Source organism: Affinirhizobium straminoryzae (genome assembly GCF_007004135.1).
Taxonomy (GTDB): Bacteria; Pseudomonadota; Alphaproteobacteria; order Rhizobiales; family Rhizobiaceae; genus Neorhizobium; species Neorhizobium straminoryzae.
Genome location: NZ_VJMG01000008.1, coordinates 137,378 through 163,295, shown reverse-complemented (window position 1 = coordinate 163,295; position 25,918 = coordinate 137,378). Strand labels below are relative to the sequence as shown.

Genomic DNA, 25,918 nt, shown 5'->3' with positions numbered 1-25,918 from the left:
CGGGCGATCACCGCCGGATCATGGTGAGGAAGCGTGCCTGTTCCGCCGCATTGTTCTGGAACTCGCCCGTGAAGGTGGTGGTCAGGGTGGTCGAGCCCTGCTTCTGGATACCACGCATCGACATGCACATATGCTCCGCATCGATCATCACGGCGACGCCGCGCGGCTGCAGCACCTCCTGGATCGCGTGGGTGATCTGTGCCGTCATGGCCTCCTGCGTCTGAAGGCGGCGGCCATAGACATCGACCACACGGGCGATCTTGGAGAGGCCGAGCACGCGGCCCTTCGGCAGATAGGCGACATGCGCCTTGCCGATGATCGGCACCATGTGATGTTCGCAATGCGAGAAGAACGGGATGTCGCGCACCAGAACCATGTCGTCATAACCGGCAACCTCCTCGAAGGTGCGGCCCAGAATCTCTTCCGGCGTCTGCTCGTAGCCGGAGAACAGCTCCCGATAGGCGGCAGCCACACGCTTCGGCGTGTCGAGAAGGCCTTCACGGGTCGGATCGTCACCGGCCCAGCGCAGAAGCAGCCGCACGGCCTCTTCCGCTTCCTGCTGGGTGGGGCGAGCCTGTTTCTGGCCGGCAGGAAAATTCTTCACGATGGCGTCCATTTTATCGTCTCCTGATGCGGTTCAAGGCCGCACCTGACCAGCCTTCGGGTTGGCATGCGGATGGGCATGTCTGGCACCCCGATGAAGCGTTACGGGCTATCTGACCTGCCGGATCTTTTTTGACAAGACAGGCTTTCCTGCTTTCGCATGGCTTTGGGGCAAAACATTGCGTCTTGATGCCTGCGTGTTCGCCCCTCATATAGAGCGGAGTTCAAGCTTGCGCCAGCAGGGTGCAATTGACACAGTGTTCGCCTTGCGCGCCCCGCGCGAACCATTACGCCCGGCGCCAGAGACCCGTGAAGGCAGACCCGCATGGACGATATCTACAACAGCCGAATCCTGGAACTCGCCGGAAACATTCCGCTGACGGGCCCAATGGATGGGGCCGATGCCAGTTCGGAAAAGCATTCCAAGCTCTGTGGCTCCAGGGTGCGCGTGTTCCTGAAGATGCAGGACGGCGCCATCGCCGCGTTTTCACATCAGGTCCGCGCCTGTGCCCTTGGTCAGGCCTCGTCTTCGGTCATGGCCCGCCACGTGGTGGGCGCGACAGCCGAAGAGGTGCGGGCGGCCCGCGAGGCGATGCTGGCCATGCTGAAGGAAGGCGGCGAAGGTCCTGACGGTCGCTTCGAGGAGATGCGGGTGCTGAAACCGGTCAAGGACTACAAGGCGCGTCATGCCTCGACCATGCTGACCTTCGATGCGGTGGTCGACTGTCTCGACCAGATCGAGGCCGGGCAGGTGGCAAGGGCGGGCTGACCCATGTGCGAGCATTGCGAGCGGCTGGAGGACGATGAAGAGGAGCGGCCGCGCAGACGCGGGCGAAACTATGCCGGCCCCTTTCGCAAGACACCTGACCGCCTGATCGGCATGGGGCTGATCCGTCTCTACCAGCTGACGCTGTCAGGCTTTGTCGGCAATTCCTGCCGTCATATCCCGACCTGTTCCGAATTCGGTTATGAAGCGGTCGCTCGCCATGGACTGTGGTTCGGCGGCTGGATGACCGTTTTCCGGGTGATGCGCTGCGGGCCCTTCGGCTCCTCCGGTCTCGACCCTGTCCCGGACAAGCGCCCGCCACTGCAGCGCTGGTTTATGCCCTGGCGTTACCGCGCGGGTTCTGGCGCTCCCCGAGGCTGAAGCGGGGCGCTCCAAAAATCTGATTAACGCTCTGTTAGTGACGTTTGCGGATTCTGCCGCGGGCCGCCCGATTCGACCGAGTCCGTCCGGATTTGCGTCGCGATTGGCGGCCATCGCGCAGGATATACAAGAACATCGCCAGGACAGGGTTTATGCAGATCTGGACATGGATGGCGCGCCGGCTCGCGCTCGGTTTGCTGCTTGCCGCATCACTCACCGCCACCGCATCGGCCGCGGGACATCAGGTGTCCTGGGCGGTCATGGATGCCCGCACGGGGCGCATCATTGCGGATGAGGGCGGCAGCACGCTGCATCCGCCTGCGTCGCTCGCCAAGATGATGACGCTCTATCTGACCTTCGAGGCGCTGCGCTCCGGCCGGTTGCACTGGGACGACAGGATCACGATGTCCAGCAACGCCGCCTCCAAGGTGCGCATGAAGCTGAACGTCAAGGCCGGCACGACGCTGACCGTGCGCGAAGCCGTCAATGGCATGATCATCATCTCCGCCAATGATGCCGCCACGGCAATGGGCGAACACCTGGCCGGCTCGGAAGCCGCGTTCGGCCGCATGATGACGGAAAAGGCACATCGGCTGGGCATGAAGAACACCATTTTCGTCACGCCGTCCGGCCTCACGGCCAAGGCCCGGCAGGTGACGACACCGGAGGACATGGCGCGGCTGGGGCTGGCGCTGAAACGCGATTTTCCCGCCCAGTATCCGCTGTTTGCCCAGCGCGCCTTTACCTTCCGCGGCCGCCAGCTGCATGGTCACAACAATCTGATGTATCGCTATGGCGGGGTCGATGGGATCAAGACCGGCTATACGGACGCATCCGGCTACAATCTGGTGTCCTCGTTGAATGCAGACGGCCACCATCTGATCGGTGTGGTGTTGGGTGGTGCGACGGCGCGCAGCCGCGACGACAAGATGGCTGCACTGCTCACCAAATATTCCAAGGCATCGGGCGCTGTTGCCCGGGCCGAAGAGGAGGACGAGGACGACCAGCCTGATGCAAAGCCGATGACGGTCGCGTCGACCTCGGCGCCGAAGGCGCATTCGGCGAAGATCCGCGGCAAGGGCAAGCGCGGCGATGCTGTCGAACTGGAGCAGGGCGACGGTGGAGAGCCGTTGGAAAAAGTCGAAGCCGGACGCTGGAAAGTGCAGGCCGGAACCTCCGCCACCCGTGACGGGGCCAATGCGCTGAAGGACAAGGTCGCAACCGTCCTGAAGAGCAGCAATCCCAAGGCCAGGGGCGAGGTGGTGCGCAGCGGCAAGGGCAAGCAGCAGATATTCAAGGTGCGTTTCGCGGGTTTTGCCTCCAGCGCCGATGCCAACAAGGCCTGCTCCGCCCTGAAGAAGAAGAAGCTGGATTGCCTGGCAATCGCCGCGCAGGGATAATCGTGCGCGGTCGGCCGTCAAGGAGAGGGTGATTCATGCCGATTCCCATGGAATACCATCACGCCGGCCGCGATTTCGAGGCCTTCATGGCTGATCTCATCGAGATTTCGATGCTTCAGACCCGCCATCAGGCCTATACGATGCTGCAGGCGGTGCTGCAGGTGTTTCGCCGCCGCCTGACATTGCCGCAGGCCATTGCCTTTGCCGATCTGCTGCCGCCGGTGGTGCGGGCGATCTTCGTCAGCGACTGGGACACGGCCGAGCCGCAGCGTCCGTTTGCCGATCGCGACACGCTGATGGCCGAGGTAAGGCTGCTCCGCCACAACCACAATCTCTCGACGCCGACGGCCATCGAGGACGTGACGGCCGCCATTCGCCGGCATGTGGACGATGCGCGGCTGGAAGCGATGCTTCGGCAACTGCCGGACGGCGCGCTTGCCTTCTGGGGTTTCAGGGCCTGAATCCGCCCCTATCACCCTCGCGTCCTTGCTTTACTCCGGCGCGTTTCGCGCGTATCAACGCGCGCGTTGGACGCCGTCTGCCGACGGCAAGATTAAACCACCCGCATTCGTTGGCGGGACTGGATGACAGGAGCACACAATGTCCGTTTCCCTGACTTTCCCCGATGGCTCGATCCGCACCTATGATGCCGGCACGACCGGCCTTGCGGTCGCCGAATCCATTTCCAAATCGCTGGCCAAGAAGGCGGTCGCCGTTGCGATCGACGGCGAACTGCGCGATCTCTCCGACCCCGTCACCGAGGGCCGGATCGAGATCGTCACCCGCACCGATGGCCGTGCGCTCGAACTGATCCGCCACGATGCCGCCCATGTGATGGCCGAGGCCGTGCAGGAGCTTTGGCCCGGCACGCAGGTCACCATCGGTCCTGTCATCGAGAACGGTTTCTACTACGATTTCAAGCGCGTTCATGCCGAGAGCGGCGAGGACTGGCCCTTCACGCCCGACGATCTGCCGAAGATCGAAAAGAAGATGAAGGACATCATCGGCCGCAACAAGCCGTTCATCAAGGAGGTCTGGTCCCGCGACAAGGCCAAGCAGGTGTTCGGCGAAAAGGGCGAACGCTTCAAGGTGGAACTGGTCGATGCGATCCCGGCCGACCAGGACGTGAAGATCTATAGCCAAGGCGACTGGTTCGATCTCTGCCGCGGTCCGCACATGGCCTCCACCGGCCAGATCGGCACCGCCTTCAAGCTGATGAAGGTGGCTGGCGCATACTGGCGCGGCGACAGCAACAACCCTGTCTTAAGCCGCATCTACGGGACCGCCTGGGCGACCCAGGAGGAACTCGACCAGTATCTGCACGTGCTGGCGGAAGCGGAAAAGCGCGATCACCGCAAGCTCGGCCGCGAGATGGATCTCTTCCATTTCCAGGAAGAGGGGCCGGGCGTGGTCTTCTGGCATGGCAAGGGCTGGCGCATGTTCCAGACGTTGACGGCCTATATGCGCCGGCGTCTCGCCAATACCTATGAGGAGGTGAATGCGCCGCAGGTGCTCGATTCCTCGCTTTGGGAAACCTCGGGTCACTGGGGCTGGTACCAGGAGAACATGTTTGCGGTGAAATCCGCCTATGCCTTCACCCATCCCGACGACAAGGATGCCGACAATCGCGTCTTCGCGCTGAAGCCGATGAACTGCCCCGGTCACGTGCAGATCTTCAAGCATGGCCTGAAGTCCTACCGTGAAATGCCGGTTCGCCTTGCCGAATTCGGACTGGTGCATCGTTACGAGGCTTCCGGCGCCCTGCATGGCCTGATGCGCGTGCGCGGCTTCACGCAGGACGATGCGCATGTCTTCTGCACCGAGGAGCAGATGGCGGCGGAATGCCTGCGCATCAACGATCTCATCCTCTCCGTCTACGAGGATTTCGGCTTCCACGAGGTGGTCGTGAAGCTCTCCACGCGTCCCGACAAGCGCGTCGGCTCCGACGCGCTCTGGGATCGCGCCGAAAGCGTGATGATGGAGGTGCTGAAGACCATCGAGGAACAGTCCGGGGGTCGCATCAAGACCGGCATCCTGCCGGGCGAGGGCGCCTTCTACGGTCCGAAGTTCGAATACACGCTGAAGGATGCGATCGGTCGTGAATGGCAGTGTGGCACCACGCAGGTGGACTTCAACCTGCCGGAACGCTTCGGCGCCTTCTACATCGACCAGAATTCCGACAAGAAGCAGCCGGTGATGATCCACCGTGCCATCTGCGGCTCGATGGAGCGATTCCTCGGCATCCTGATCGAGAACTTTGCCGGCCACATGCCGCTGTGGTTCGCGCCGCTGCAGGTCGTCGTCGCGACGATCACCTCGGATGCCGATGATTACGGCCGCGAGGTCGTCCAGACGCTGCGTGATGCGGGCCTGATCGTTGAGGAGGATTTCCGCAACGAGAAGATCAACTACAAGATCCGCGAGCATTCGGTGACCAAGGTGCCGGTCATCATTGTGTGCGGTCGCCAGGAAGCGGAGAACCGCACGGTGAACATCCGTCGTCTGGGCTCCCAGGCGCAGACCCCTATGGCGCTTGCCGATGCGGTCGCCGCCCTGACCGACGAGGCAACGCCGCCGGACGTCAAGCGGCGTCTTGCCCTGCGCAAGGCCGCTGCGGAGTGATACAGAAGACAGCCCCGGCCTTGGAAAAGGCCGGGGCTGTCAGCATTCTGACATGAACGTGCAATAATAGTGTCATCCTCATTTCGTCTGCCCGGAGAGAGGCAAGTTGCGTTTCAAGGAACTGTCTTACGCCAATGAACGGGATCCGCGCCTGAAACGGTGGCTGATCCGCTCCATCGAAGGTCTCTCCGGTCGCGACCGTTACATCCGTCTCTACGACATCTGGCGCAAGGATGTGGTTGGCAAGTCGGAGCGTGTGTTCGGCGAGATGCTGGACCTCATCAAGGTGAGGCTTGCCGTCGACGGCGCCTGGCCGCCGAAAGACCTTCCGGACACGCCTCTGGTGATCGTTGCCAACCATCCTTTCGGGATCGGCGATGGCATTGCGATCCTGGCTTTGGCCGAGCAGCTTGGTCGCCCGTTCAGGGTGCTGATCAACAACGAACTGCTGAAGGTGCCGGAAATCGCGCCCTATTCGCTGCCCGTCTGCTTCGAGGAAACGAAGGAGGCGCTGGCCATCAACATGGAAACACGCCGCGAGGCCGTGCGGCTTCTCAAGGAAGGTGTCACCATCATCATCTTTCCGGCCGGCGGGGTGGCGACGGCGAAGAAAGGGTTCGGCCGGGCCGAGGATCTCCCGTGGAAGATGTTTCCGGCCCGTCTCATCCAGGCTGCCCGGGCCAACGTGATTCCTGTGTATTTCCACGGCCAGAATGGCCGGCTCTTCCATCTGGCAAGCCGCGTGTCGCTGACGCTCAGGCTTTCCCTGCTGATCCGAGAGTTCAAGCGTCTTTCTGGCACGACGATCCGCGCGAAGATCGGTCCGTTGATGACATGGGAACAGATGGCCGCCTTTTCCGACCGCAAGGATCTGCTGGCGCAGCTCTATCACGCCGTGTTCGTGATGCGGGAAAGCCCGAAGCCGCGCTTCCGCAAGGCGGGCTGACTCCCACAAGGGAGGCTGGCGACGCCCGGAGCAATTCCGGCGAAAGCGGGGACCAGCTTCCTGCCCGCGCGATCGCCTGAAAACGGGCCGATAGAACGTTTGGGGTGATTCCGTTTTCGCCGGAAACGCTCCAGATAAGGGCGGTCAGTCGGCGTCGATGCCGCTTACCTGCTGGGCTTCCTTCATCAGTACCTCGACATCCTTGTTGCGGCCGGGGGCCACGGTGAAGTCGCGCTGGTAGATCTTGTCCTTGTTGCGTGCAATCGCGGTGTATTCGCCTTCCGCCAGCACCATGGTGGTAAAGGCGCGCACGCTTTCGCTGACCACGTCGCCGCCGGAGGTCAGCACCGACCAGGCGGTATCAGCCACCGCCTCGCCGCCTGGCTGGGACACCAGTTTCAATGTGATCTGCGCCGCACGGTGCTGCAGCGTCGCTTCCGTCAGTTTGCCGGCCTCGACCTGGATATCGGCGCGGGCGACGGAATTGACGGTGCCGTATTCGGAGACCACGTGATAGGTGCCAGCATTGAGCCGCACGATGGTATTGGCCTTGACGTCCGACATGATCAGGCCGCGCTCGCCGTCTTCCCGCGCTTCGGCGGTGTAGATCGAAAATTTCAGCTTGTCGGCGGGAATGCGCTGGTCGGAGCCGGCGACCGCGTTCAGCACGAAGCCGCCCGCATCGAGCACCAGGGTCTGCTTGACCACATCGCCATTGGCCGGCACCTGCAGCCTTTTCGTGACACCGGCCCGGCCGAAGGCCACGTTGACGAAATAGTCTCCGGGCGGCAGCAGCAGATTGGCAGAGCCGCCTTCGGCACTTGCCACCACCGGCAGCTTGCCATCCGAGCCGGGGATCGGGCTGAAGACGCGCCAGTTGAGCCCCGTCTGCATGATCGGTCCGCCCTGGGTGAGCGTTGCCTGCAGCGTGACGTCACGCACGACGGGTGCCTTGGGGGCTGGAGCGCCGGCAAAAGCGTTGAGCTTCGGCATCTTGACCGTGCCGTCCAGCTGCTTGAACGTCTTGAAGGCGTCCTCGGCGCGGGCGCCCGCAGGCACGGCACAGGTGGCGCCCAGCGAAAGCAGGAGCGTGGCCAGACGTGCGACCGCGAGGGGAGAAGATTTCATGCCGTGGCGACCGTTGACTCTTTGTTGCACAGCAGCCACTTGAAGACCAACGAGGCGGCAAATTCAAGGCCTAAAGCACGCTCTGGACGTCCATCCCGACCTTGCAGTGCGCGGGCTCCTTGCATTTGCACCGGTTGCGACCGCCACTCCCGGTGGCGTGACCGGCGGATCGCCTTCCGTTTCCGTGACCGTCAGCAGGGTGCCCATCCAGTCATGACCACCGATGTTTCCCTTTTCCAGTATCTGTCCACCCGTCGTTCCATTCCGGCCCCGCAGATGACCGAGCCCGGCCCTGACCGCACGACGATCGAATCGATCCTGACGCTCGCCTCGCGCGTGCCGGATCACGGCAAGCTCGCGCCCTGGCGCTTTATCGTCTATCGCGGCGAGGAGCGGGCACGGCTTGGTGCGGCTCTGTGCGACCTTGCTGTTGCGAAGAACCCGGCGCTCTCCCCGGAGATGCAGGCGGTGGAGCGCAGCCGGTTGACCCGCGCGCCGGTGGTGATTGCCGTCGTCAGCACCGCAGCCCCCCATGTGAAGATCCCCGTCTGGGAACAGGAGCTTTCGGCGGGCGCCGTCTGCCTCAACCTGTTCATGGCCGCCAATGCGCATGGCTTCGCCGCCAACTGGCTGTCCGAATGGGTGGCCTATGACGACGATGCCAAGGCAATCCTCGGCATTGGTCAGGGCGAGAAGGTGGCCGGTTTCCTCTATATCGGTTCCACCACCTTCCCGCAGACCGACCGGCCACGCCCGAACCTGTCCGACATCGTGACCTGGACCGGGGAAGAGGACGCCTGATGTTCTACGCCACGGATGAAAACCGCCACGGCATGGCGCATGATCCCTTCAAGGCGATCGTTGCGCCGCGGCCGATCGGCTGGATCGGCACGAAGGGCAGGGATGGCTCGCGCAATCTTTCGCCCTATTCCTTCTTCAACATCGTCTCGGATCACCCGAAGATCGTGATGTTCTCCTCGAGCGGCAGGAAACACAGCCTGAAGAACGCCGAGGAAACCGGCGTCTTTACCGCAAGCCTCGTCAGCCGTTTCATCGTCGAGAAGATGAACGCTTCCTCTGCGCCGGTAGAATATGGCGTGGACGAATTTGCGCTGGCCGGTCTGACGCCGAAGGACGGCGAACTGGTCGATGCGCCCTATGTGGCCGAGGCGCATGCGGCGCTCGAATGCCGGGTGACGCAGATCGTCGTTCCGCACGGACTTGATGGCGAGGCTTCCGAATCGGTGATGGTGTTTGGTCAGGTCGTCGGTATCCACATCAGCGAGACGATCATCCGCGACGGGCGCATCGACATGGCGCTTGCCCGCCCCGTGGCGCGCATGGGCTACATGGACTATGCCGATGGCGGCGCGGATGTGTTCCAGATTGCACGGCCGCGCGGCTGAAACCTAGACTGTCGCGGACGGACCGGGAATGGTCCGGATGGCTTTCGCAGATCGCGATCCGACGATGACACCGTCAAACCCGAGCTGCATTGCCTTTTGGCTTTGCGGCAACAGTGTTACGGCGTCCGCGCCAAACTCCACATCCTCAGGCAGGGTAGACAATGCCATCAGTCCTGCGGCGCGCGCCGACAGGAGAAGCTGCGTGCGGGCAAGCATTGTCAGATCTTGGCCGTTGCTGTCGCTGGCCGGTGATAGACTGAGGTTCTGCCGCAGACAGGCCTCATCCCAGATCAGGCCCCTCAGGCGAGGCGTCAGATGGCGCAAATCCGGCGGGAAGGCCGCACCGGCGGCCGTGTCCGCCGTCTGCGCCAAAATGGCAATCTGCCCCTCTGGCAGACCTGCGTCCAGTTCGGCGACGCTCAGAGCGACCGCCAGATTCTGGATGTCGGCCCCGCAAAGGACACTGCGAAGAATCACCGCCTGCGGCCGGTTGCGAACAGCGATATAAAGCGCCACTTCGAAATCCGGATCATTGAGCGGCGGCAGATCGACAGCAATGAAGGGCGCTTGCGCCCGCGCAGGAGGTGCGGCCGTGTGCTCATCCATTGGCGCGAGGCGAAGCCAGCAGGAGAAGGGCGACGGAGACGTTGAGGCGGTGGTGATGTCTGGCAGAGGAAGCCCCTGATTCCTAACGAATATGGTGAACGGAACATAAACCATTTCTGCCTAGCCTGTCTTGTGGGAGCGTGATGCTGCGGCATGGGTGGCTTCCCGGATATGGGACGTTGTATCGGTGATCGTCAGGGCATTTCTTCGTTGGGCGGAAACGGCAGGCGCGCATGACAGGGCGCGGGCGGCCGTCGCCCTGGCACAGGCTTTCCTGCGCCTCGGCCCGGAGGATCCGCAGCGGCGCGAAGCGGCGCTTGCCATGCTTCACCTCCTGGATGATCCGGCGCCTTCCGTTCGCAGGTCGCTTGCGGAAACGCTGGCTGCCTCGTCGCTGGCGCCGCGCGCGATCATTCTGGCGCTGGCGGAGGACCAGCCTGACATCGCCTGCCACGTGTTGACCCTCTCGCCCGTCCTCACCGAGCGTGATCTGGTCGACCTTGCCGGGCGCGGCAACCGTCTCATCCGGGGTGTCATCGCGGCTCGGCCGAACCTTGGGCCGGGAACGGCAGCCGCCATCGCCGAGATCGGTGACGCCGGCGAAATTCTCGTTCTTCTCGAAAATCCGCGAGCAGCCATTACCCGCTATGCGCTGGGCCGGATCGCCGAGCGCCTGGGGCATGATGGTGCGGTGCGCGCGAGGCTGCTGGAGCGCCGCGATTTGCCCGCCTTCGCCCGCGAAATTCTCGTCAGACGGGTCGGTGACCTGCTGGGACGCTGCCCGCTTGTCGCGGCGCTGGTCGAGCCTGCGCGCCTCGGGCATCTGCTGCAGGAGGCGGGCGACGGTGCGGTTCTTCGGATCGCAGGCGGGTGCGGTCCGGAGGATCTTGACAGACTGGTTCAGCATCTGGCGGCAAGTGGCCGATTAAGTATCGTTTTTCTGTTGCGTGCGCTGGTCGAAGGCTGGATCGATGTCTTCGCGGCCTGTGTGACCGCGCTGACCGGGCTGGAGGATCGTCGCGTGCGGTCGCTGATGGCGACGGGCCGGCATGCCGCGCTGCGCGCACTTTACGAATCCTGCGGCCTTTCCCGGGAGGTCGCCGAGATCTTCGTGCAGGCTACCCTGTTCTGGCGCCGGCGTGCGGCAGAGAAGAATCCGCTGGCGGAAGGAAGCTTGCTGGAGGAGCTCGAAAACTGCGTCCCGCGGCCGGCCGATCCCTATGCGCCCGTCAACGAGCTTCTGCAGTTGATCGAACGCATGGAGGCGACGGCCGAACGACGTCGTGGGCGGTTGATCCCGCAGCCGGATCGCTTCGCCGCCTGATCCCGCTCAGCGCAGTCTGCGCGCTACCCAGGCGTAGCCATCCTGGACCATGCGCACAGGGCTCGTCACCACATTGCCGACAGCTTCACGGCTCGGCAGGATATCCTTGACGCGGTTTATGGCCGTTTGCGCAAGGGTCTGTTCCTGCTCGCGCTCTTCCGCGGGGGTCAGCGCCTGCTGGGGTTGCTTCGGCTTTGCGGTCGGTACCGGCGCCTTGCCGGCCGGCGGACGCGCAGCCAGGGTCGGATCCTGGCATACCGCGATGACGACGGGATAGGAGACATTGGCGAAGGAGGCCAGCTCCTTCGCCGAGACGGCATTGCACAACTCGATCGTCGGCCAGCGCTGCTGCAGCGTGGCGATGTACTGGCAGTCGTTTCCGCTGTCGTCGCAGCCGAGAATCGTCATCATCACAAGGGCAGTGCGCATGGAGCATCCTTGGCAAGGTGTGAACAGCACCTTATGGGAAGGATCATGACGATCGCAAGGCGCGACAGACGACAGGAGACGCCACCATGGACGAAACCATTATCATCGGGCGCGAGGCGCCGCGTCAGGAGGGCGTGATCCGGCTGCTGGAGCTGTCCAATGCCTATGTTGCCGCGCTCTATCCCGCCGAAAGCAACCACATGCTGCCCCTGGAGGATCTGGAAAGACCGACGGTTTCCTTCTTCGTCGCGCGCAGGGGTGAAACGATTCTCGGTTGCGCTGCGCTGGTCAGGCAAGGCGAAGGCGAGGCGGAGATCAAGCGGATGTTCGTCGATGAGACGGCGCGCGGCCTGCGTCTTGGCCAGCGATTGCTGGAAACCCTGCTGGAGGAAGGCCTGCGGCTTGGCGTGACCGTGGTGAGGCTGGAAACCGGCATCCACCAGCCGGAGGCGATCGGCCTTTATAGGCGCAACGGATTTGTCGAGATCCCGCCCTTTGGCAGCTACCAGCCCGATCCGCTCAGCCTGTTCATGGAGCGGCGGCTGAACGCCGCCGCCTGAGACTTGCGCCGTCAGGCCGAGCGCCGGCCTTTCGGCAGTTCCTCGAGAGTCCCGGGGGACGCCGGGTCATGGATCGACGTGGAGAGTTCGATCTCGCGCATCCATTCGCGCCAGATGGCGACAAGCAGTGCCATCAGCACGGGGCCTATGAACAGGCCGAGGAAGCCCATGGTCTTCACGCCGCCGACAAGGCCGAAGAAGGTGGGCAGGAAGGGCAGCTTGATCGGCCCGCCGACAAGACGCGGCCGGATGGTCTTGTCGACAATGAAGAGTTCGACGGAGCCCCAGATCAGCAGTGCCGCCCCGGCAAACAGCGAGCCACGCGCCGCGAGATAGACCGATACCAGTGTGAAGGAGAGAGGCGCCCCCCCCGGCACCAGTGCCATGATGCCCGTCAGAACGCCGAGGGTGACGGGCGAGGGGACGCCCGCGATCCAGTAGGCCACGCCAAGCACGATGCCTTCGCCGATCGCGATCAGCGTCATGCCCGTCACGGTCGAACTGATCGTCGCCGGTACGACGCGCGAGATCCGCTCCCAGCGGGACGGCAGGATACGCTCGCCCAGCATGTCAATCTGGCGGGAGAAGGATGCGCCGTCACGATAGACGAAGAACAGCGCGATCAGCATGAACAGCAGCGAAAGCAACAGGTGGAAGGCGCCGTCGCCGGCGGCAATCACGGCGCGGTAGATATTGCCGATATTGGCGCCGCTGACGAGTTGCACCAACTGGCCGATGGCGCCCGGTTCACCGACGTGCCTTTCCCATTGCAGGCCAAGCCATTCGCCGGCAACCGGCAGGTCCACGATCCATTTCGGCGGAGGGGAGCCCACCCGGTTGACCTGCAGCGCCCAGCCGAACCAGTCGCGCAATTCGCCGATGGTATAGGAAATCGCGATGCCGACCGGGACGACGAGGAAGGTGATGACGAGAACGATGGCGATGGTGGCGCCGACCGTTGTATTGCCGCCGGTGCGCCGCAGGAGGTCGCGATAGAGCGGCCAGCTGGCAAAGCCGATCACGAGAGCGGCCAGCACGGGAACCACGAAGCCGTGGAAGAAATAGATGCCTGCAAAGACGATCAGGACCAGCAGCCAGCGGGCCGCCGAAATCGGCGGAATGAGGGCCATGCGCATGGGCGCAACGGGCCCGAGCCAGCGCGGTTCCTTGGTAGAGGTGTCTCTCTCGCTCACGATCGTTCAATCATCCCTGTTCATTGCCTGCCCATATGGTCCGCAAGACCGCATGGTGCAAGCCAGAATTCCCCCGTGTGTCCAGGCAGATCGTCGCTCCCGACCTGACGGAAGGCAAACCGAAGCGCATGACGGCCCGGCCCGAGCCGCTTCCGGTCCGGCACGCCTTCGGCAAGACCGTCTGCGTGATGACGTCACCCTCGCCATCCGTCGGCATCCCCCTGCCTGCAGATGACACGTGGTGCGGCACCATATCCACCTTGTGTCCGCTGCGCCAGAACTTCCGCACCCGGAGCAACGCGACCGGCTCTGTCGATGAAATTCGATCCTGTACGATCCGCTTTGCTTGCCACGGCGCCGACGATACGAAGGCAGACGCGTCGTCTGCTTACGGACCTGGCGTGATGCGCGTATGACGCAAATGCGGCACGCCTGGGAAATTTAGCGTGCGCAACTCTGGAAAGGCGAGGAGGGCTGCGCTACCTCACCATCCGTTCGAGGCGTGTTGATCCCCGGTTTGCCCCACCGCCGGGAGCGAAGCCCGAGCGGTTACATCGGTGCCTTTTGCGCGCGGCGGTCGTCGGCGAGGCGGCTGCACCACGGTCGATATGAACAGGGCGGATGCCGTGCTGCAGGTCGCGCGCAGGCCGCCGCCGCGAAGGACACTGCAATGACTACCACGTCCGAGGTCGATCTGACCAATTGCGATCGGGAACCGATCCATATCCCCGGCAGCATTCAGCCCTGTGGCGCTCTTCTGGTGAGTGATGCATCCGGTGGCATCGTCAGGCGCCATTCCGCCAATCTTCCCGAAATGCTCGGCCTGCCGTCCCTGGTCAACGGGCTGCGGCTTGACCAGGTGCTCGGCGACGAACCGGCGCATGCGCTTCGCAATGCGCTGGCGACGACAGTGGATCCCGCACGCCCTGCGCTGCGCATGGGACTTTGCCTGCCGGGGGGGCGGTTTGATGTATCCGTGCACCGCAAGGATGATCAGGCTATCATGGAATTCGAGCCGGCAAGCCCTCATTCCGACCAGCCGCTTGAAACGGCCCGGATGCTGATCAGCCGAATCCGGTCGATCGAGGACATCTCCGAACTCATCGAAAAGTCGGCGCGCCTGATCTTTGCGACGCTCGGCTACGACCGCGTGATGATCTATCGCTTCGAGCATGACGGGGCCGGCAAGGTCATCAGCGAATACAAGCGCCGTGATCTCGAAAGCTTCAAGGGACAGTATTTTCCGGCCAGCGACATTCCGAAGCAGGCACGCGCGCTTTATCTGAGCAACACCATCCGCATCATCTGTGATGCCCGCGATATCCGGATTCCGATCATTCCGGAACGGGATGAAGCCGGCCGGCCGCTGGACCTTTCCCATGCGCATCTGCGCAGCGTCTCGTCCATCCATTGCGAATATCTGCGCAACATGGGGGTCGCGGCCTCCATGTCGATCTCGATCGTCGTGGATGGTGAACTCTGGGGGCTCATCGCCTGCCATCACTACCAGCCGAAATCACTTGGCCTTTCGCAGCGTGTGGCGGCGGAGATGTTTGGCGAGTTCTTCTCGATGCATCTCGGTGCGCTGAAGCAGAAGCAGATCCTGGAAACCGCGAACGGCGCCCGTCGCTCGCTCGACCGCTTCCTGCAGCAGGCATCCGGCGCGCCCGACATCGCCATCCTGCTTCGCCAGTCGCTCGGCGATTTCGCCCGTTTCATGCCTTGCGATGGCATCGGCCTTTGGCTTGACGGGCACTGGAGCGGCGAGGGCCTGTTGCCGCCGGAATCCGCCATGGCTGGTATCGCCGATTTCGTCGGTTCGGTTTCCGGCGGCCGCATCTGGGCGACGGATCACCTCTCCCTGCACCTGCCGCAGGCGGAAGACTATGCCGAGAACGTGTGTGGCGTGCTGGCTATTCCGCTGTCGCAGCGTCCGCGCGATTACCTGTTCTTCTTCCGGCGCGAGCTGGTGAGGACGCTCAACTGGGCCGGCAATCCGGACAAGCTCTACGAGACGGGTCCCATGGGCGAGCGGCTGACGCCGCGCCGCAGCTTTGCCATCTGGAAGGAGACCGTACACCGGAAGGCCCAGCGATGGACGGAAAGCGAGCGCGAGATTGCGGAAGCCATCCGATCCGTGCTGGTGGAGGTCGTGCTCCATCATAACGAGCTTCTGGCGGACGAGCGCGGCAAGGCGGATGTGCGCCAGCGCATGCTGAACGAGGAACTGAACCACCGGGTGAAGAACATTCTGGCGGTCATCAAGGCCTTGGTCGGCCATCCCGTGGAGGAGGGACGCCGGATCGGGGATTATGTCTCGACGTTGAAGGGGCGCATCCAGGCGCTGGCCTTTGCCCATGATCAGGTGGTGCGCAGCGGCGATGGCGGTTCGCTCAAGGATCTGATGGAGGCGGAACTCAGACCCTATCGCGACGGCGAACGGCAGATCCGCCTGTCAGGCGGCCATGTCTGGCTGGATAGCCGGGGGTTCTCCGTCATGGCCCTCGTGCTGCACGAGATGGCCACCAATGCCGCGAAATATGGGGCGCTGGCGGTGCAGCGCGGACGTCTGGAGATCGGCTGGTCGCAGGACGAAGGCGGCAATTGCATTCTGACCTGGCGGGAGGCCGGCGGCCCGCCGGTGACGGCCCCGCGCCGGTCCGGTTTCGGCACCGTGCTGATCGATCGCAGCATTCCCTATGAACTCGGTGGCGAAAGCCGTATCCAGTACGATGCCGACGGCATTGTGGCGCGGTTTGTCATTCCCGCCCGTCACATTCACGGTACGGAAGCGGCGGAAGATGAAGCGGAAAGCGTCCTGAACGCCGCCTCGCCGCGCGAGATCGCCGGTATCCTGGCCGATCTCGAATTGCTGCTGGTGGAAGACCAGATGCTGGTGGCTGCCGACGTGGAATCGATGCTGTCAGATCAGGGCATTACCAAGATTACAACCGCGCCGTCGTCTGCCGAGGCGCTGCGTCAGTTGAAACGCATGACGCCTGATGTGGCAGTGCTCGACGTGAATCTCGGATCGGGCACCTCGCTGCCGATTGCGGAGGAACTGAGCCGCCTCGGCGTGCCCTTCGTCTTTGCCACGGGCTACAGTGACCAGTCCGTCATTCCTGCAAGCTTCGCCGCACCGGTTGTGCGCAAGCCCTATGAGGCGACCGCGCTCATCGGTGCCATCCTGCGCGTGCTGGCCGCCCGCGAGCCGGTGCCCAGCGCCTGAGCCGGCATCTGCTCTTCTGTCGGCGCGCAGGGACCGGCAGAATATGCGATCAGAAAGATAGGCTCAGATGTCGAGATTGTCAGCGAAAGCCGCGCGGTCCTGAATGAAGCGGAAGCGGGCGTCGGCCTTCGTCCCCATCAGGTTGTCGACGGCCTCGCGGGTTCCCTCGAAATCCACCTCGTCGATCTCGACGCGCAACAGGGTGCGTTTGCCGGGATCCATGGTGGTTTCCTTGAGCTGCGCCGGCATCATTTCGCCGAGACCTTTGAAGCGGCCGATTTCCACCTTCTTGCCCTTGAACACCGTTTCCATCAGTTCGGCCCGATGCGCATCGTCTCGCGCATAGACCGTTTTTGCACCCTGGCGAATGACATAGAGCGGCGGCACCGCCAGATAGAGATGGCTGCCGCGGATCAGCTCCGGCATTTCCTGGTAGAAGAAGGTGATCAGCAGCGAGGCGATGTGGGCACCGTCCACGTCGGCATCGGTCATGATGATGACGCGCTCGTAGCGCAGGTCTTCCTCGCGATATTTCGTACGCGTGCCGCAGCCGAGCGCCTGGATCAGATCGGCGATCTGCTGGTTGGCGGAGAGCTTTTCGCGGCTGGCGCTGCCGACATTGAGGATCTTGCCGCGCAGCGGCAGGATCGCCTGGTTCATGCGGTTGCGCGCCTGCTTGGCGGAACCACCGGCCGAATCGCCTTCGACGATGAAGAGTTCAGCGCCCTCGGCGGTGTTCTGCGAGCAGTCGGCCAGCTTGCCGGGCAGGCGAAGCTTACGCACCGCCGTCTTGCGGTTGACTTCCTTTTCCTTGCGCCGGCGCAGACGCTCTTCGGCCCGCTCGATCACCCAGTCCAGCAGCTTTGCCGCTTCTGCCGGGTTGCCGGCCAGATAGTGATCAAAGGGATCGCGCAGCGCATTTTCCACGATGCGCTGGGCTTCGACGGTCGCGAGCTTGTCCTTGGTCTGGCCGACGAATTCCGGTTCACGGATGAAGACGGACAGCATGCCGACGGCCGAGATCATCACGTCGTCGGTGGTGATCTGCTGGGCGCGCTTGTTCTGCGTCAGTTCGGCATAGTTCTTCAGGCCCTTGGTCAGCGCGATGCGAAGGCCCGCCTCGTGCGTGCCGCCCTCTGGGGTCGGAATGGTGTTGCAGTAGGAATGGACCTGCGGGTCGCCGCCATACCAGGTGATCGCCCATTCCAGGGCGCCGTGACCGCCGGTTTTTTCCGTGCGACCGGAAAAGATCTCGCGGGTGACGGTGAAATCCTTGCCGAGCGTTGCCGCCAGATAATCCTTAAGGCCGCCGGGAAAATGGAAGACGGCCTTTTCCGGGATCTCGCCGCCGGCTGGCACGACGCCCGGATCGCAGCTCCAGCGGATTTCCACGCCGCCGAACAGATAGGCCTTGGAGCGCGCCATGCGGAAGATACGGCCCGGATCGAATTTTGCGTGATCGCCAAAGATTTGCGGATCGGGATGGAAGCGCACGCGCGTGCCGCGCCGGTTGTGCACGTCGCCGAGTTCCTCCAGCCCGCCTTGCGGCACGCCGCGCGAAAAGCGCTGGCGATAGAGCTTGCGATTGCGCGCCACCTCCACTTCGAGCAGATCCGACAGCGCATTGACGACGGAGACACCCACGCCATGCAGACCACCGGATGTCTCGTAGGCCTTGCCGTCGAACTTGCCGCCGGCATGCAGCTTGGTCATGATCACTTCAAGGGTGGACTTGCCCGGCACCTGCGGATGGTTTTCCACGGGAATGCCGCGGCCGTTGTCAGTGACGGTCAGGAAGCCCGCCGCATCGAGATGCACCTCGATGAAGTTGGCGTGGCCCGCCACTGCCTCGTCCATCGAGTTGTCGATGACTTCGGCAAACAGGTGGTGCAGCGCCTTCTCGTCCGTGCCGCCGATATACATTCCGGGCCGCATGCGGACGGGTTCGAGCCCTTCCAGCACCCGGATCGAGGAGGCATCATAGCTGTCGCCACCCGCTGTCGGCGCAGCAGGTTGCGGGCGGGCGGCCGGCGCCTTGGGAGCGGCCTCGGCTGCGTCGGATGCCTTTTCGGCCGGCTTGGGAGCCGTGCTCGGAAGGCTGGCGAAAAGATCGTTCGTGTCGTCCATGGGTCCGTCTATAGGGCCTGTGAGCAAGCAACGGAAGCGCGGGATACGGATTTCCGGCTTGGAGGTGGCTATCGAATCGTCTGCGAACGTGCCAGATGGCGTGGCTTTTTCGCGATGCTCGTGCAAAGAAGCAGGCGTTGCGACAGGATGTGCGCTGCAGCGCAGTCCTTGGCAAGACCGAGTTTTGACAGGAAGTGGATGAACCGCCGCATGTCCACAGATGATTTGCCGCAAGCGCGTACCCTGCGGTGGCTTGCCGCGCTTGGGCTTGTCTTCGGCCTTGCTTCCGCTGCGGCAGCCCAGGGGACGGATGGCCCGATTCCCCCTTTCAAGGATGATCTCTTCTCTCGCCAGACCGTGCTGGAAAGCCGCGATGACGGGGCATTCGAGGTGATCGACTATCAGGAACAGCGTGACATCAACGGCCGCGACGAGGAGCCGGAACGGCGTGTCAAGTCTGCCTATGTCGATACGGCGGTCAGCCACCGGCAGCAGGTGAACGAGACGCTGTCGCTTGGCGGCATGCGGCTCGATGTTACCCGCGTCGGGCCTCTGGAAAATGCTGCCTTCACGGTGATCTTCATCCATGGCCGCGGCGGCGACCGCAGGCTGGGCGCCAATGATTTTTCCTTCGGTGGCAACTTCAACCGTCTGAAGAACCTCACCGTCACGAGCGGCGGCACCTATTATGCACCGAGCGTGCCGGGTTTCGATCCGAACGGCGCGGCCGATGTCGCCGCCCTCATCCGGTTCGTGTTCGAGAATTCGAAGGGACGCCCGGTCATCCTGGCCTGCGCGTCCATGGGGAATTTCATCTGCCAGAGCGTCTCGCGTGACAAGGAGGCCGTGCGCTATCTGAAGGGGCTGGTGGTGATGGGCGGTCCGCCGGACCCCGGCTTTCTGACGACGCCGGCCGCCAAGCTGCGCATTCCCGTCTTCTTCAGCCACGGCAGTGCGGATAAGGTTTACAAGGCAGAAGAGCAGATCGCCGTCTATCAGAAGATGATCAGCAAGGCATATCCGACGCGTTTCCGCCTGTTTCGTACGGGCGGCCATGGCACACCGGTTCGCATGAGCGACTGGCGCGAGATCCTCAACTTCATGCTGACGCAGGCGGCGCGCTGATTGACTGGAATTTTAACCAGACTTCTGAACCAAGCCTGCGATTTTCCATACCAATTCACGCGATAACCGTCTAAAACCCCGTCTGTTGAAAATGTGAGGATGCCGTTCCTTTTTCTGGAACGGCTCGGGATGAAGGAAGACAAACCGCGATGACGCCGGATGTTCGCCCGCTGGTGGCTGGAAACTGGAAGATGAATGGCACGCGGTCCTCGCTGGACCAGATCAAGGCGATTGCCGAAGGCGTGCAGGGTCCCCTTTCGGAGAAGGTCGATGCGCTCATCTGCCCGCCGGCCACGCTTCTCTACGTCTCGACAGCGCTGTGCACGGACAGCCCGCTGATGATCGGCGCCCAGGATTGCCACCAGAACGCATCGGGCGCCCATACCGGTGATATTTCGGCCGAGATGATCGCCGATTGCTACGGCACCTTTGTGATCGTCGGCCACTCCGAGCGCCGCAGCGACCATGCCGAAACAGACCATCTGGTGCGCGCCAAGGCGGAAGCAGCCTTTGCCGCCGATGTGACCGCCATCATCTGCATCGGCGAGACGGCCGATGAGCGCAAGGCCGGCCAGACGCTGGAAATCCTCAAGCGCCAGCTGGCCGCCTCGGTTCCGGACGGCGCCAATTCGGAAAACACCGTGATCGCCTACGAGCCCGTCTGGGCAATCGGCACCGGCCTGACGCCGACGGTCGAGGACGTGGAAAAGGCGCATGCCTTCATGCGCGCCGAACTGGTGGCCCGCTTCGGGGCGGCCGGCAAGGCGATCCGCATTCTCTATGGCGGCTCCGTAAAGCCTTCCAATGCGAAGGAATTGATGGGGGTTGCCAATGTGGACGGCGCACTGGTGGGCGGCGCAAGCTTGAAAGCGGCCGACTTCCTCGCCATCTACAAGGCCTATGAGGACCTTGTCGGTTAATTTGCCGCAAAACGCCGTTCAGGCGCACTTGCCCCTTGGAATGCTGGCCCGGCTCGGCTAAAGAGCCGGCCAGACTGTTTTTGATTGCCGCCAGCCGGCGCGCAGGACTGGACTGATATGCAGACCGTATTGATCGTTATCCATCTCATGATCGTGCTGGCGCTCGTCGGCGTCGTGCTGATTCAGCGTTCCGAAGGCGGCGGCCTCGGCATCGGCGGCGGTTCCGGCTTCATGTCGGCCCGCGGCACGGCCAATGCGCTGACGCGCACCACGGCGATCCTCGCCACGCTGTTCTTCATCACCTCGCTGGCACTCGGCATTCTCGCCCGTTACGATTCGCGCCCGACGGATATCCTGAACCGCATTCCCGCCTCGCAGCAGGGTAGCGGCAACGGTATTCTCGACTCGCTCGGCGGCGCAGCACCGGCAGGCCAGGCTCCGGCGAATGGCGCCGCTGCACCGGCTGCCGGTAACGGCGCTGCCGCACCGGCAGCTCCGGCTCCGGCCGATCCGAAGGCGGTTCCGACGGGCCAATAAGGCCGCGTGACGCATAAAACATCCGGCAGGCCGAAAGCCTGCCGGTTTTCTTTTGTCCAGATTTCAACAGCTTTAACGCAGGGGCGTTAGAATTCTGCTGGTGGAATCGTTCGTTTAAAGGTATCCGGTGACTCCCATGGCGCGATATGTATTCATCACAGGCGGCGTGGTTTCTTCCCTCGGAAAAGGAATTGCGGCCGCAGCCCTCGGAGCCTTGCTACAGGCCCGCGGTTACCGGGTTCGGCTTCGCAAGCTCGACCCTTATCTCAACGTCGATCCGGGCACGATGAGCCCGACGCAGCATGGCGAGGTCTTCGTGACCGATGACGGGGCGGAAACCGACCTCGATCTCGGCCATTACGAGCGCTTCACGGGGCGTTCGGCCACCAAGACCGACAACATCACGACCGGCCGGATCTACAAGAACATCATCGACAAGGAACGTCGCGGTGACTACCTCGGCGCGACGGTTCAGGTCATCCCGCATGTCACCAACGAGATCAAGGACTTCGTCGTTGAAGGCAATGACGAGTATGACTTCGTCATCTGCGAGATCGGCGGAACGGTCGGCGATATCGAGGCGATGCCCTTCGTGGAAGCCATCCGCCAGCTCGGTAACGAGCTGCCGCGTGGATCGGCCGTCTACCTGCATCTGACGCTGATGCCCTATATTCCGGCGGCCGGCGAGCTGAAGACCAAGCCGACCCAGCATTCGGTGAAGGAGTTGCAGGCACTCGGCATTGCGCCCGATATCCTTTTGGTGCGTGCCGACCGCGAGATCCCGGAGGCCGAACGCCGCAAGCTTTCGCTGTTCTGCAACGTGCGTCCGTCCGCCGTCATCCAGGCGCTGGATGTCGCCAACATCTATGACGTGCCGATGGCCTATCACAAGGAAGGCCTCGACAACGAAGTGCTGGCCGCCTTCGGCATCGAGCCGGCTCCGAAGCCGCGTCTGGAAGCTTGGGAAGAGGTCTGTAACCGCATCCGTACGCCGGAGGGCGAGGTTACGATCGCCGTCGTCGGCAAGTACACCGGCCTCAAGGATGCCTACAAGTCGCTGATCGAGGCGCTGCATCATGGCGGGATCGCGAACCACGTGAAGGTGAAGCTCGAATGGATCGAGTCGGAAATCTTCGAGAAGGAAGATCCGGCGCCTTATCTGGAAAAGGTCAACGGCATTCTGGTGCCCGGCGGCTTCGGCGAGCGCGGCGCGCAAGGCAAGATCAATGCCGCCCGCTTTGCCCGTGAACGCAAGGTGCCCTATTTCGGCATCTGCTTCGGCATGCAGATGGCGGTGCTGGAAGCTGCCCGCAACCTCGCCGGCATCGAATCTGCGTCCTCCACCGAATTCGGACCCTCCAAGGAGCCGGTGGTCGGCCTGATGACCGAATGGGTGAAGGGCAACGAGCTGCAGAAGCGCTCCGCGTCCGGTGATCTCGGCGGTACCATGCGTCTCGGCGCCTACAAGGCGGCGCTGAAGCGCGAGACGAAGATTGCCGAGATCTACGGTTCCACTGACATTTCCGAGCGCCATCGTCACCGCTACGAAGTCAACGTGGATTACAAGGACCGGCTGGAAAGCTGTGGCCTCGTTTTCTCCGGCATGTCGCCGGACGGGCTGCTGCCGGAAACCATCGAATATGCCGATCACCCTTGGTTCATCGGCGTTCAGTACCATCCGGAACTGAAGAGCCGTCCGCTCGATCCGCATCCGCTGTTTGCAAGCTTCATCGAAGCGGCATTGGAGCAGAGCCGCCTGGTCTGAGGCCTGATCCTGTAAAACATCATCGCCCCTTGTCCGCGAAGCCGGGCAGGGGGTTTTTTGTTGAAAGGGGATTGTTTGGTCGGTCGCGGCAGTCGCAACCCCTCAATCCCGCGGATCCGGATCGGCGCTCCTGCCGGTGACATGCGCATAGGCCGACAGCGCCCGGTCGCGGGCAAGGCCGTGGTCGACGACGGGTTTCGGATAGGTGGTGCCGAGCGTCACGCCAGCCTCTTTCAGCACGGCAAGCGGCGCCTCGAAGGGCTTGTGGAGATAGCGGTTCGGCAGTCCTGCGATCTCCGGCACGAACCGACGGATGTAATCACCCGCGGGATCAAATTTCTCGCCCTGCAGGATCGGGTTGAAGATGCGGAAGAAGGGGGCGGCATCCGCGCCGGACCCGGCCACCCATTGCCAGTTGGCGGCGTTCGAAGCGGCATCGGCATCCAGCAGCGTATCGCGGAACCAGGCCTCGCCCTTTCGCCAGTCGATCATCAGGTCCTTGATCAGGAAGGAGGCCGTAATCATCCGCACCCGGTTGTGCATGTAGCCGTGCCGCCACAGCTGTCGCATACCGGCATCGACGATCGGATAGCCCGTCTGCCCCGTCGTCCAGGCTGCGAACTGCGCCTTGTCAAACGCCCAGGGGAAGGCATCGAACCGATCGTTCCAGTTGGCGCTGGCAAGCCGTGGAAACTCCACCAGCAGGTGGTAGGAAAATTCGCGCCAGACCAGTTCCTTGCGAAAATGGATCATGTCTTCCGTGGCGGTCAGGCCCCGCGTTGCGTGCCAGATGCGGGCCGGCGAGATTTCGCCGAAGGCGAGGTGCGGGGAGAGCATCGAGGTTGCATCCTCAAGCCCCGGAAAGTCGCGGTCGCGCTTGTAGCGTTCGATCGGCTTGTCGATGAAGCGCCTGAGCCGCTGATGAGCGCCCGCTTCTCCCGGTTGCCAGAGGTTGTCGAATTCTACCGCCCAGTTCGGGCGTTGCGGCAGGAGATCCCAATCGGCAAGCGATTCGGAGGCGGGAACATGCGCAGGCGCGGGAATGGAGGCGGGCGCATCCACCGGCTCACGTGGCTCGCCTTCCTTTTCCAGCGCCCTCCAGAAGGGTGTGTAGACCCGGTAGGGTCCGGCCGTGCCGGTGCGCATCGTCTTCGGATCATGCAGGAGCTGGCCCTTGAAGCGACGGATCTCCAGCCCGGTCCTGTGAAGCTGTTCGAGGATGGCGGGGTCGATCTCGTCGCGCTCGTAGAGGCGATTGACGAAAAGGGATCTTGCGCCGGTCTCGCGCGCCAGTATCGCCAGCGCCTCGACCGCCGTGCCACTGCGCAGGATCAGCCGGTTGCCTTTTTCGGACAGTGCCGCGTCGAGGGCTGTCAGCGAATGATGCAGCCACCATTCCTGTGCGGCGCCCAGGGGCCCGACCTTTTCCGATTGCGGTTCGCGCACATAGACGCAGACCACCGGCCCGCCGCTCTGGACTGCTGCCATCAGCGCAGCATTGTCATCGAGACGCAGATCCTTGCGGAACCAGAGAAGGACGGGGGATCGGTCGGACACGCGGCAGCTCCGGAATTTCGAGTATTTGTCAGCCGCTTACGGATACGCCCGCGCTGCAGATCACCCGGGGAACGGCCGCAGCAGGATGATGGGGCAGGGGCTGCCCGCCGGCAATTCCGGCGCGTGCGGCGGCCGCACGATCAGCGCGTCGGAATGGGCAAAGATCTTCATCATCGAGGAATCCTGCTTGCCGTAGGCGGTCGCGACCAGATGGCCCTCCGTGTCGCGCGAAAGCGTGGCGCGCAGATAGTCCTGCCGCTGGTCGTTGGCGGAAAGCGTCGTTGCAGTCACGGCCGTCCCGCTACGGTCGGGACGCGGCTGGTGCGCCAGCCGGGCGATCAGCGGCTCCAGGAACAGCAGGCAGCAGACGAGGCTTGCCACCGGATTGCCGGGCAGGCCGAGAACCTGCATGTCTCCGAGTGCACCGACCATCAGCGGCTTGCCGGGGCGCATGGCGATGCGCCAGAAATCCAGCGCCATCCCTTTGGCCTTGAGACTTACCTGCACCAGGTCGTGGTCGCCGACGGAGGCGCCGCCGAGCGTCACCAGCACATCGACACCGGCCTCGACAGCCTTGCCGATCTGCGCCTCGATGAGGGTGCGGTCGTCGCCGACGATGCCAAGATCCAGAACCTCGCCGCCAGCTGCCTCGATCAGGGCCGCCACGCCGAAGGTATTGGAGGCAATGATCTGGTCAGGTCCGGGGGCGCCGCCGGGGGCGACCAGTTCGTCGCCGGTGGCAACCAGCGCCACCCGCGGACGTCGGTAGACGGAGACTGTCGCATGGTTCATCGCGGCCGCAACGGTCACATGGGCATGGTCGAGCCTGGTGCCGGCCTTCAGCACCACCTCGCCCTCGGCAAAATCCTGACCACGCGGACGGATATGTCGTCCCGCCGTCACGGCGAAAGTCGTGCGGATTCGGTTGTCGTCCAGCCGCTCGGCATCCTCCTGGATCAGCACCGCGTCTGCGCCCTCAGGCACCGGCGCACCGGTAAAGATGCGCACGGCTTCGCCGGGGCCGAGCGTGCTGCCAAAGGCGTGGCCGGCTGCTGACTGCCCGATCACGGTCAGTTCGGCGCCGATCTTGGCAGCGTCGGCGGCGCGCAGTGCATAGCCGTCCATCGCGGAGGCGTGAAAGGGGGGCTGTGTCAGGCGTGCGGCAAGATCTTCCGCCAGCACGCGGCCGGCTGCCTGCCTGAGGCCGATCCGTTCCGCCTCCGCCACCGGCCTGGCGCGCGACAAAAGGCGCTGGAGGGCGTCGGAAACGGGAAGGAGCGGGCCTGCCATGGTG

The 25,918-nt window shown here is 63.4% G+C and carries 24 protein-coding genes; 16 read left to right on the top strand and 8 right to left on the bottom strand.

Annotation, left to right across the window (positions count from 1 at the left end; translation table 11 throughout):
• Positions 1 to 7 precede the first annotated feature (7 nt).
• Entirely contained in the window at positions 8 to 616 is a 609-nt protein-coding gene (gene folE, locus FNA46_RS03490; protein ID WP_142880947.1) for a GTP cyclohydrolase I FolE, read from the bottom strand.
• Between the two features lie 312 nt (positions 617 to 928).
• On the opposite strand from folE, the gene FNA46_RS03485 reads away from it, so the two are divergent.
• The 6 genes from FNA46_RS03485 to FNA46_RS03460 all read left to right on the top strand — a co-directional run bounded on the left by FNA46_RS03485 (position 929) and on the right by FNA46_RS03460 (position 6,718).
• Entirely contained in the window at positions 929 to 1,372 is a 444-nt protein-coding gene (locus FNA46_RS03485; RefSeq protein ID WP_142880946.1) for an iron-sulfur cluster assembly scaffold protein, read from the top strand.
• Positions 1,373 to 1,375: 3 nt separating this feature from the next.
• Positions 1,376 to 1,750 carry a membrane protein insertion efficiency factor YidD gene (gene yidD, locus FNA46_RS03480; RefSeq protein WP_142880945.1) on the top strand — a complete coding sequence of 125 codons (375 nt, stop codon included), beginning with the start codon at positions 1,376 to 1,378 and terminating at the stop codon, positions 1,748 to 1,750.
• 152 nt (positions 1,751 to 1,902) lie between these two features.
• Positions 1,903 to 3,150: a D-alanyl-D-alanine carboxypeptidase gene (locus FNA46_RS03475; protein ID WP_246102814.1), complete on the top strand. Its 1,248-nt coding sequence runs from the start codon at positions 1,903 to 1,905 to the stop codon at positions 3,148 to 3,150.
• A gap of 35 nt (positions 3,151 to 3,185) precedes the next feature.
• Positions 3,186 to 3,611, top strand: coding sequence for a DUF2267 domain-containing protein (locus FNA46_RS03470; protein ID WP_142880944.1), 426 nt, complete (start codon positions 3,186 to 3,188; stop codon positions 3,609 to 3,611).
• Between the two features lie 139 nt (positions 3,612 to 3,750).
• Positions 3,751 to 5,772: a threonine--tRNA ligase gene (gene thrS / locus FNA46_RS03465; RefSeq protein WP_142880943.1), complete on the top strand. Its 2,022-nt coding sequence runs from the start codon at positions 3,751 to 3,753 to the stop codon at positions 5,770 to 5,772.
• 106 nt (positions 5,773 to 5,878) lie between these two features.
• Positions 5,879 to 6,718 carry a lysophospholipid acyltransferase family protein gene (locus tag FNA46_RS03460; protein WP_142880942.1) on the top strand — a complete coding sequence of 280 codons (840 nt, stop codon included), beginning with the start codon at positions 5,879 to 5,881 and terminating at the stop codon, positions 6,716 to 6,718.
• Positions 6,719 to 6,862: 144 nt separating this feature from the next.
• Here FNA46_RS03460 and FNA46_RS03455 read toward each other — a convergent pair whose 3' ends face one another.
• Entirely contained in the window at positions 6,863 to 7,846 is a 984-nt protein-coding gene (locus tag FNA46_RS03455) for a hypothetical protein (protein ID WP_142880941.1), read from the bottom strand.
• A gap of 213 nt (positions 7,847 to 8,059) precedes the next feature.
• On the opposite strand from FNA46_RS03455, the gene FNA46_RS03450 reads away from it, so the two are divergent.
• The gene (locus FNA46_RS03450) at positions 8,060 to 8,647 is read left to right on the top strand and encodes a nitroreductase family protein (RefSeq protein ID WP_142880940.1); all 588 of its coding nucleotides are present in this window, start codon (positions 8,060 to 8,062) and stop codon (positions 8,645 to 8,647) included.
• On the top strand, positions 8,647 to 9,252 hold the full coding sequence (locus FNA46_RS03445) for a flavin reductase family protein (protein WP_142880939.1): 606 nt from the start codon (positions 8,647 to 8,649) through the stop codon (positions 9,250 to 9,252). The genes FNA46_RS03450 and FNA46_RS03445 overlap by 1 nt, the downstream gene beginning before the upstream one ends.
• 3 nt (positions 9,253 to 9,255) lie before the next feature.
• On the opposite strand, the gene FNA46_RS03440 is transcribed toward FNA46_RS03445, so the two are convergent.
• Entirely contained in the window at positions 9,256 to 9,972 is a 717-nt protein-coding gene (locus FNA46_RS03440; RefSeq protein WP_142880938.1) for an aldolase/citrate lyase family protein, read from the bottom strand.
• Between the two features lie 73 nt (positions 9,973 to 10,045).
• Here FNA46_RS03440 and FNA46_RS03435 point away from each other — a divergent pair, with 73 nt between their 5' ends.
• Positions 10,046 to 11,182 carry a DUF2336 domain-containing protein gene (locus FNA46_RS03435; RefSeq protein WP_142880937.1) on the top strand — a complete coding sequence of 379 codons (1,137 nt, stop codon included), beginning with the start codon at positions 10,046 to 10,048 and terminating at the stop codon, positions 11,180 to 11,182.
• A 6-nt stretch (positions 11,183 to 11,188) separates the two neighbouring features.
• Here the strand turns inward: FNA46_RS03435 and FNA46_RS03430 are convergent, their stop codons facing one another.
• Complete coding sequence (locus FNA46_RS03430; RefSeq protein ID WP_142880936.1) at positions 11,189 to 11,611, bottom strand: hypothetical protein; 423 nt, start codon at positions 11,609 to 11,611, stop codon at positions 11,189 to 11,191.
• A gap of 86 nt (positions 11,612 to 11,697) precedes the next feature.
• On the opposite strand from FNA46_RS03430, the gene FNA46_RS03425 reads away from it, so the two are divergent.
• On the top strand, positions 11,698 to 12,171 hold the full coding sequence (locus FNA46_RS03425) for a GNAT family N-acetyltransferase (protein WP_142880935.1): 474 nt from the start codon (positions 11,698 to 11,700) through the stop codon (positions 12,169 to 12,171).
• An 11-nt stretch (positions 12,172 to 12,182) separates the two neighbouring features.
• On the opposite strand, the gene FNA46_RS03420 is transcribed toward FNA46_RS03425, so the two are convergent.
• A complete protein-coding gene (locus tag FNA46_RS03420; RefSeq protein ID WP_142880968.1) occupies positions 12,183 to 13,307 on the bottom strand; it encodes an AI-2E family transporter in 1,125 nt (374 codons plus the stop codon).
• Between the two features lie 134 nt (positions 13,308 to 13,441).
• Here FNA46_RS03420 and FNA46_RS03415 point away from each other — a divergent pair, with 134 nt between their 5' ends.
• Both FNA46_RS03415 and FNA46_RS03410 read left to right on the top strand, forming a co-directional pair.
• The gene (locus FNA46_RS03415) at positions 13,442 to 13,780 is read left to right on the top strand and encodes a hypothetical protein (protein WP_142880934.1); all 339 of its coding nucleotides are present in this window, start codon (positions 13,442 to 13,444) and stop codon (positions 13,778 to 13,780) included.
• A gap of 254 nt (positions 13,781 to 14,034) precedes the next feature.
• Positions 14,035 to 16,593 (top strand): HWE histidine kinase domain-containing protein, encoded by a 2,559-nt coding sequence (locus tag FNA46_RS03410; RefSeq protein ID WP_142880933.1) that lies wholly within the window; start codon positions 14,035 to 14,037, stop codon positions 16,591 to 16,593.
• A gap of 63 nt (positions 16,594 to 16,656) precedes the next feature.
• Here FNA46_RS03410 and parE read toward each other — a convergent pair whose 3' ends face one another.
• Positions 16,657 to 18,720 carry a DNA topoisomerase IV subunit B gene (parE, locus tag FNA46_RS03405; RefSeq protein ID WP_142880932.1) on the bottom strand — a complete coding sequence of 688 codons (2,064 nt, stop codon included), beginning with the start codon at positions 18,718 to 18,720 and terminating at the stop codon, positions 16,657 to 16,659.
• A gap of 210 nt (positions 18,721 to 18,930) precedes the next feature.
• Here parE and FNA46_RS03400 point away from each other — a divergent pair, with 210 nt between their 5' ends.
• The 4 genes from FNA46_RS03400 (at position 18,931) to FNA46_RS03385 (ending at position 23,067) form a co-directional block, all read left to right on the top strand.
• Positions 18,931 to 19,845 carry an alpha/beta hydrolase gene (locus FNA46_RS03400; RefSeq protein ID WP_142880931.1) on the top strand — a complete coding sequence of 305 codons (915 nt, stop codon included), beginning with the start codon at positions 18,931 to 18,933 and terminating at the stop codon, positions 19,843 to 19,845.
• Positions 19,846 to 19,994: 149 nt separating this feature from the next.
• Complete coding sequence (gene tpiA / locus FNA46_RS03395) at positions 19,995 to 20,765, top strand: triose-phosphate isomerase (RefSeq protein ID WP_142880930.1); 771 nt, start codon at positions 19,995 to 19,997, stop codon at positions 20,763 to 20,765.
• 117 nt (positions 20,766 to 20,882) lie between these two features.
• Positions 20,883 to 21,302 carry a preprotein translocase subunit SecG gene (secG, locus tag FNA46_RS03390; protein WP_142880929.1) on the top strand — a complete coding sequence of 140 codons (420 nt, stop codon included), beginning with the start codon at positions 20,883 to 20,885 and terminating at the stop codon, positions 21,300 to 21,302.
• A gap of 127 nt (positions 21,303 to 21,429) precedes the next feature.
• Positions 21,430 to 23,067, top strand: coding sequence for a CTP synthase (locus tag FNA46_RS03385; RefSeq protein ID WP_425468659.1), 1,638 nt, complete (start codon positions 21,430 to 21,432; stop codon positions 23,065 to 23,067).
• Between the two features lie 102 nt (positions 23,068 to 23,169).
• Here the strand turns inward: FNA46_RS03385 and FNA46_RS03380 are convergent, their stop codons facing one another.
• Positions 23,170 to 24,624 carry a cryptochrome/photolyase family protein gene (locus FNA46_RS03380; RefSeq protein ID WP_246102811.1) on the bottom strand — a complete coding sequence of 485 codons (1,455 nt, stop codon included), beginning with the start codon at positions 24,622 to 24,624 and terminating at the stop codon, positions 23,170 to 23,172.
• A gap of 60 nt (positions 24,625 to 24,684) precedes the next feature.
• Positions 24,685 to 25,914 carry a molybdopterin molybdotransferase MoeA gene (locus FNA46_RS03375; RefSeq protein WP_142880927.1) on the bottom strand — a complete coding sequence of 410 codons (1,230 nt, stop codon included), beginning with the start codon at positions 25,912 to 25,914 and terminating at the stop codon, positions 24,685 to 24,687.
• Positions 25,915 to 25,918: the final 4 nt, after the last annotated feature.

What these genes read in the sequence shown, in the direction of transcription:
- thrS (WP_142880943.1), top strand. Translation starts at nt 3,751, where the DNA reads ATGTCCGTTTCCCTGACTTTCCCCGATGGCTCGATCCGCACCTATGAT.
- folE (WP_142880947.1), bottom strand. Translation starts at nt 616, where the DNA reads ATGGACGCCATCGTGAAGAATTTTCCTGCCGGCCAGAAACAGGCTCGC.
- FNA46_RS03450 (WP_142880940.1), top strand. Translation starts at nt 8,060, where the DNA reads ATGACCACCGATGTTTCCCTTTTCCAGTATCTGTCCACCCGTCGTTCC.
- FNA46_RS03425 (WP_142880935.1), top strand. Translation starts at nt 11,698, where the DNA reads ATGGACGAAACCATTATCATCGGGCGCGAGGCGCCGCGTCAGGAGGGC.
- FNA46_RS03410 (WP_142880933.1), top strand. Translation starts at nt 14,035, where the DNA reads ATGACTACCACGTCCGAGGTCGATCTGACCAATTGCGATCGGGAACCG.
- FNA46_RS03430 (WP_142880936.1), bottom strand. Translation starts at nt 11,611, where the DNA reads ATGCGCACTGCCCTTGTGATGATGACGATTCTCGGCTGCGACGACAGC.
- FNA46_RS03455 (WP_142880941.1), bottom strand. Translation starts at nt 7,846, where the DNA reads ATGAAATCTTCTCCCCTCGCGGTCGCACGTCTGGCCACGCTCCTGCTT.
- FNA46_RS03445 (WP_142880939.1), top strand. Translation starts at nt 8,647, where the DNA reads ATGTTCTACGCCACGGATGAAAACCGCCACGGCATGGCGCATGATCCC.
- tpiA (WP_142880930.1), top strand. Translation starts at nt 19,995, where the DNA reads ATGACGCCGGATGTTCGCCCGCTGGTGGCTGGAAACTGGAAGATGAAT.
- FNA46_RS03420 (WP_142880968.1), bottom strand. Translation starts at nt 13,307, where the DNA reads ATGCGCATGGCCCTCATTCCGCCGATTTCGGCGGCCCGCTGGCTGCTG.
- FNA46_RS03375 (WP_142880927.1), bottom strand. Translation starts at nt 25,914, where the DNA reads ATGGCAGGCCCGCTCCTTCCCGTTTCCGACGCCCTCCAGCGCCTTTTG.
- FNA46_RS03485 (WP_142880946.1), top strand. Translation starts at nt 929, where the DNA reads ATGGACGATATCTACAACAGCCGAATCCTGGAACTCGCCGGAAACATT.
- FNA46_RS03470 (WP_142880944.1), top strand. Translation starts at nt 3,186, where the DNA reads ATGCCGATTCCCATGGAATACCATCACGCCGGCCGCGATTTCGAGGCC.
- FNA46_RS03440 (WP_142880938.1), bottom strand. Translation starts at nt 9,972, where the DNA reads ATGGTTTATGTTCCGTTCACCATATTCGTTAGGAATCAGGGGCTTCCT.
- FNA46_RS03475 (WP_246102814.1), top strand. Translation starts at nt 1,903, where the DNA reads ATGCAGATCTGGACATGGATGGCGCGCCGGCTCGCGCTCGGTTTGCTG.
- secG (WP_142880929.1), top strand. Translation starts at nt 20,883, where the DNA reads ATGCAGACCGTATTGATCGTTATCCATCTCATGATCGTGCTGGCGCTC.
- FNA46_RS03400 (WP_142880931.1), top strand. Translation starts at nt 18,931, where the DNA reads ATGTCCACAGATGATTTGCCGCAAGCGCGTACCCTGCGGTGGCTTGCC.
- parE (WP_142880932.1), bottom strand. Translation starts at nt 18,720, where the DNA reads ATGGACGACACGAACGATCTTTTCGCCAGCCTTCCGAGCACGGCTCCC.
- yidD (WP_142880945.1), top strand. Translation starts at nt 1,376, where the DNA reads ATGTGCGAGCATTGCGAGCGGCTGGAGGACGATGAAGAGGAGCGGCCG.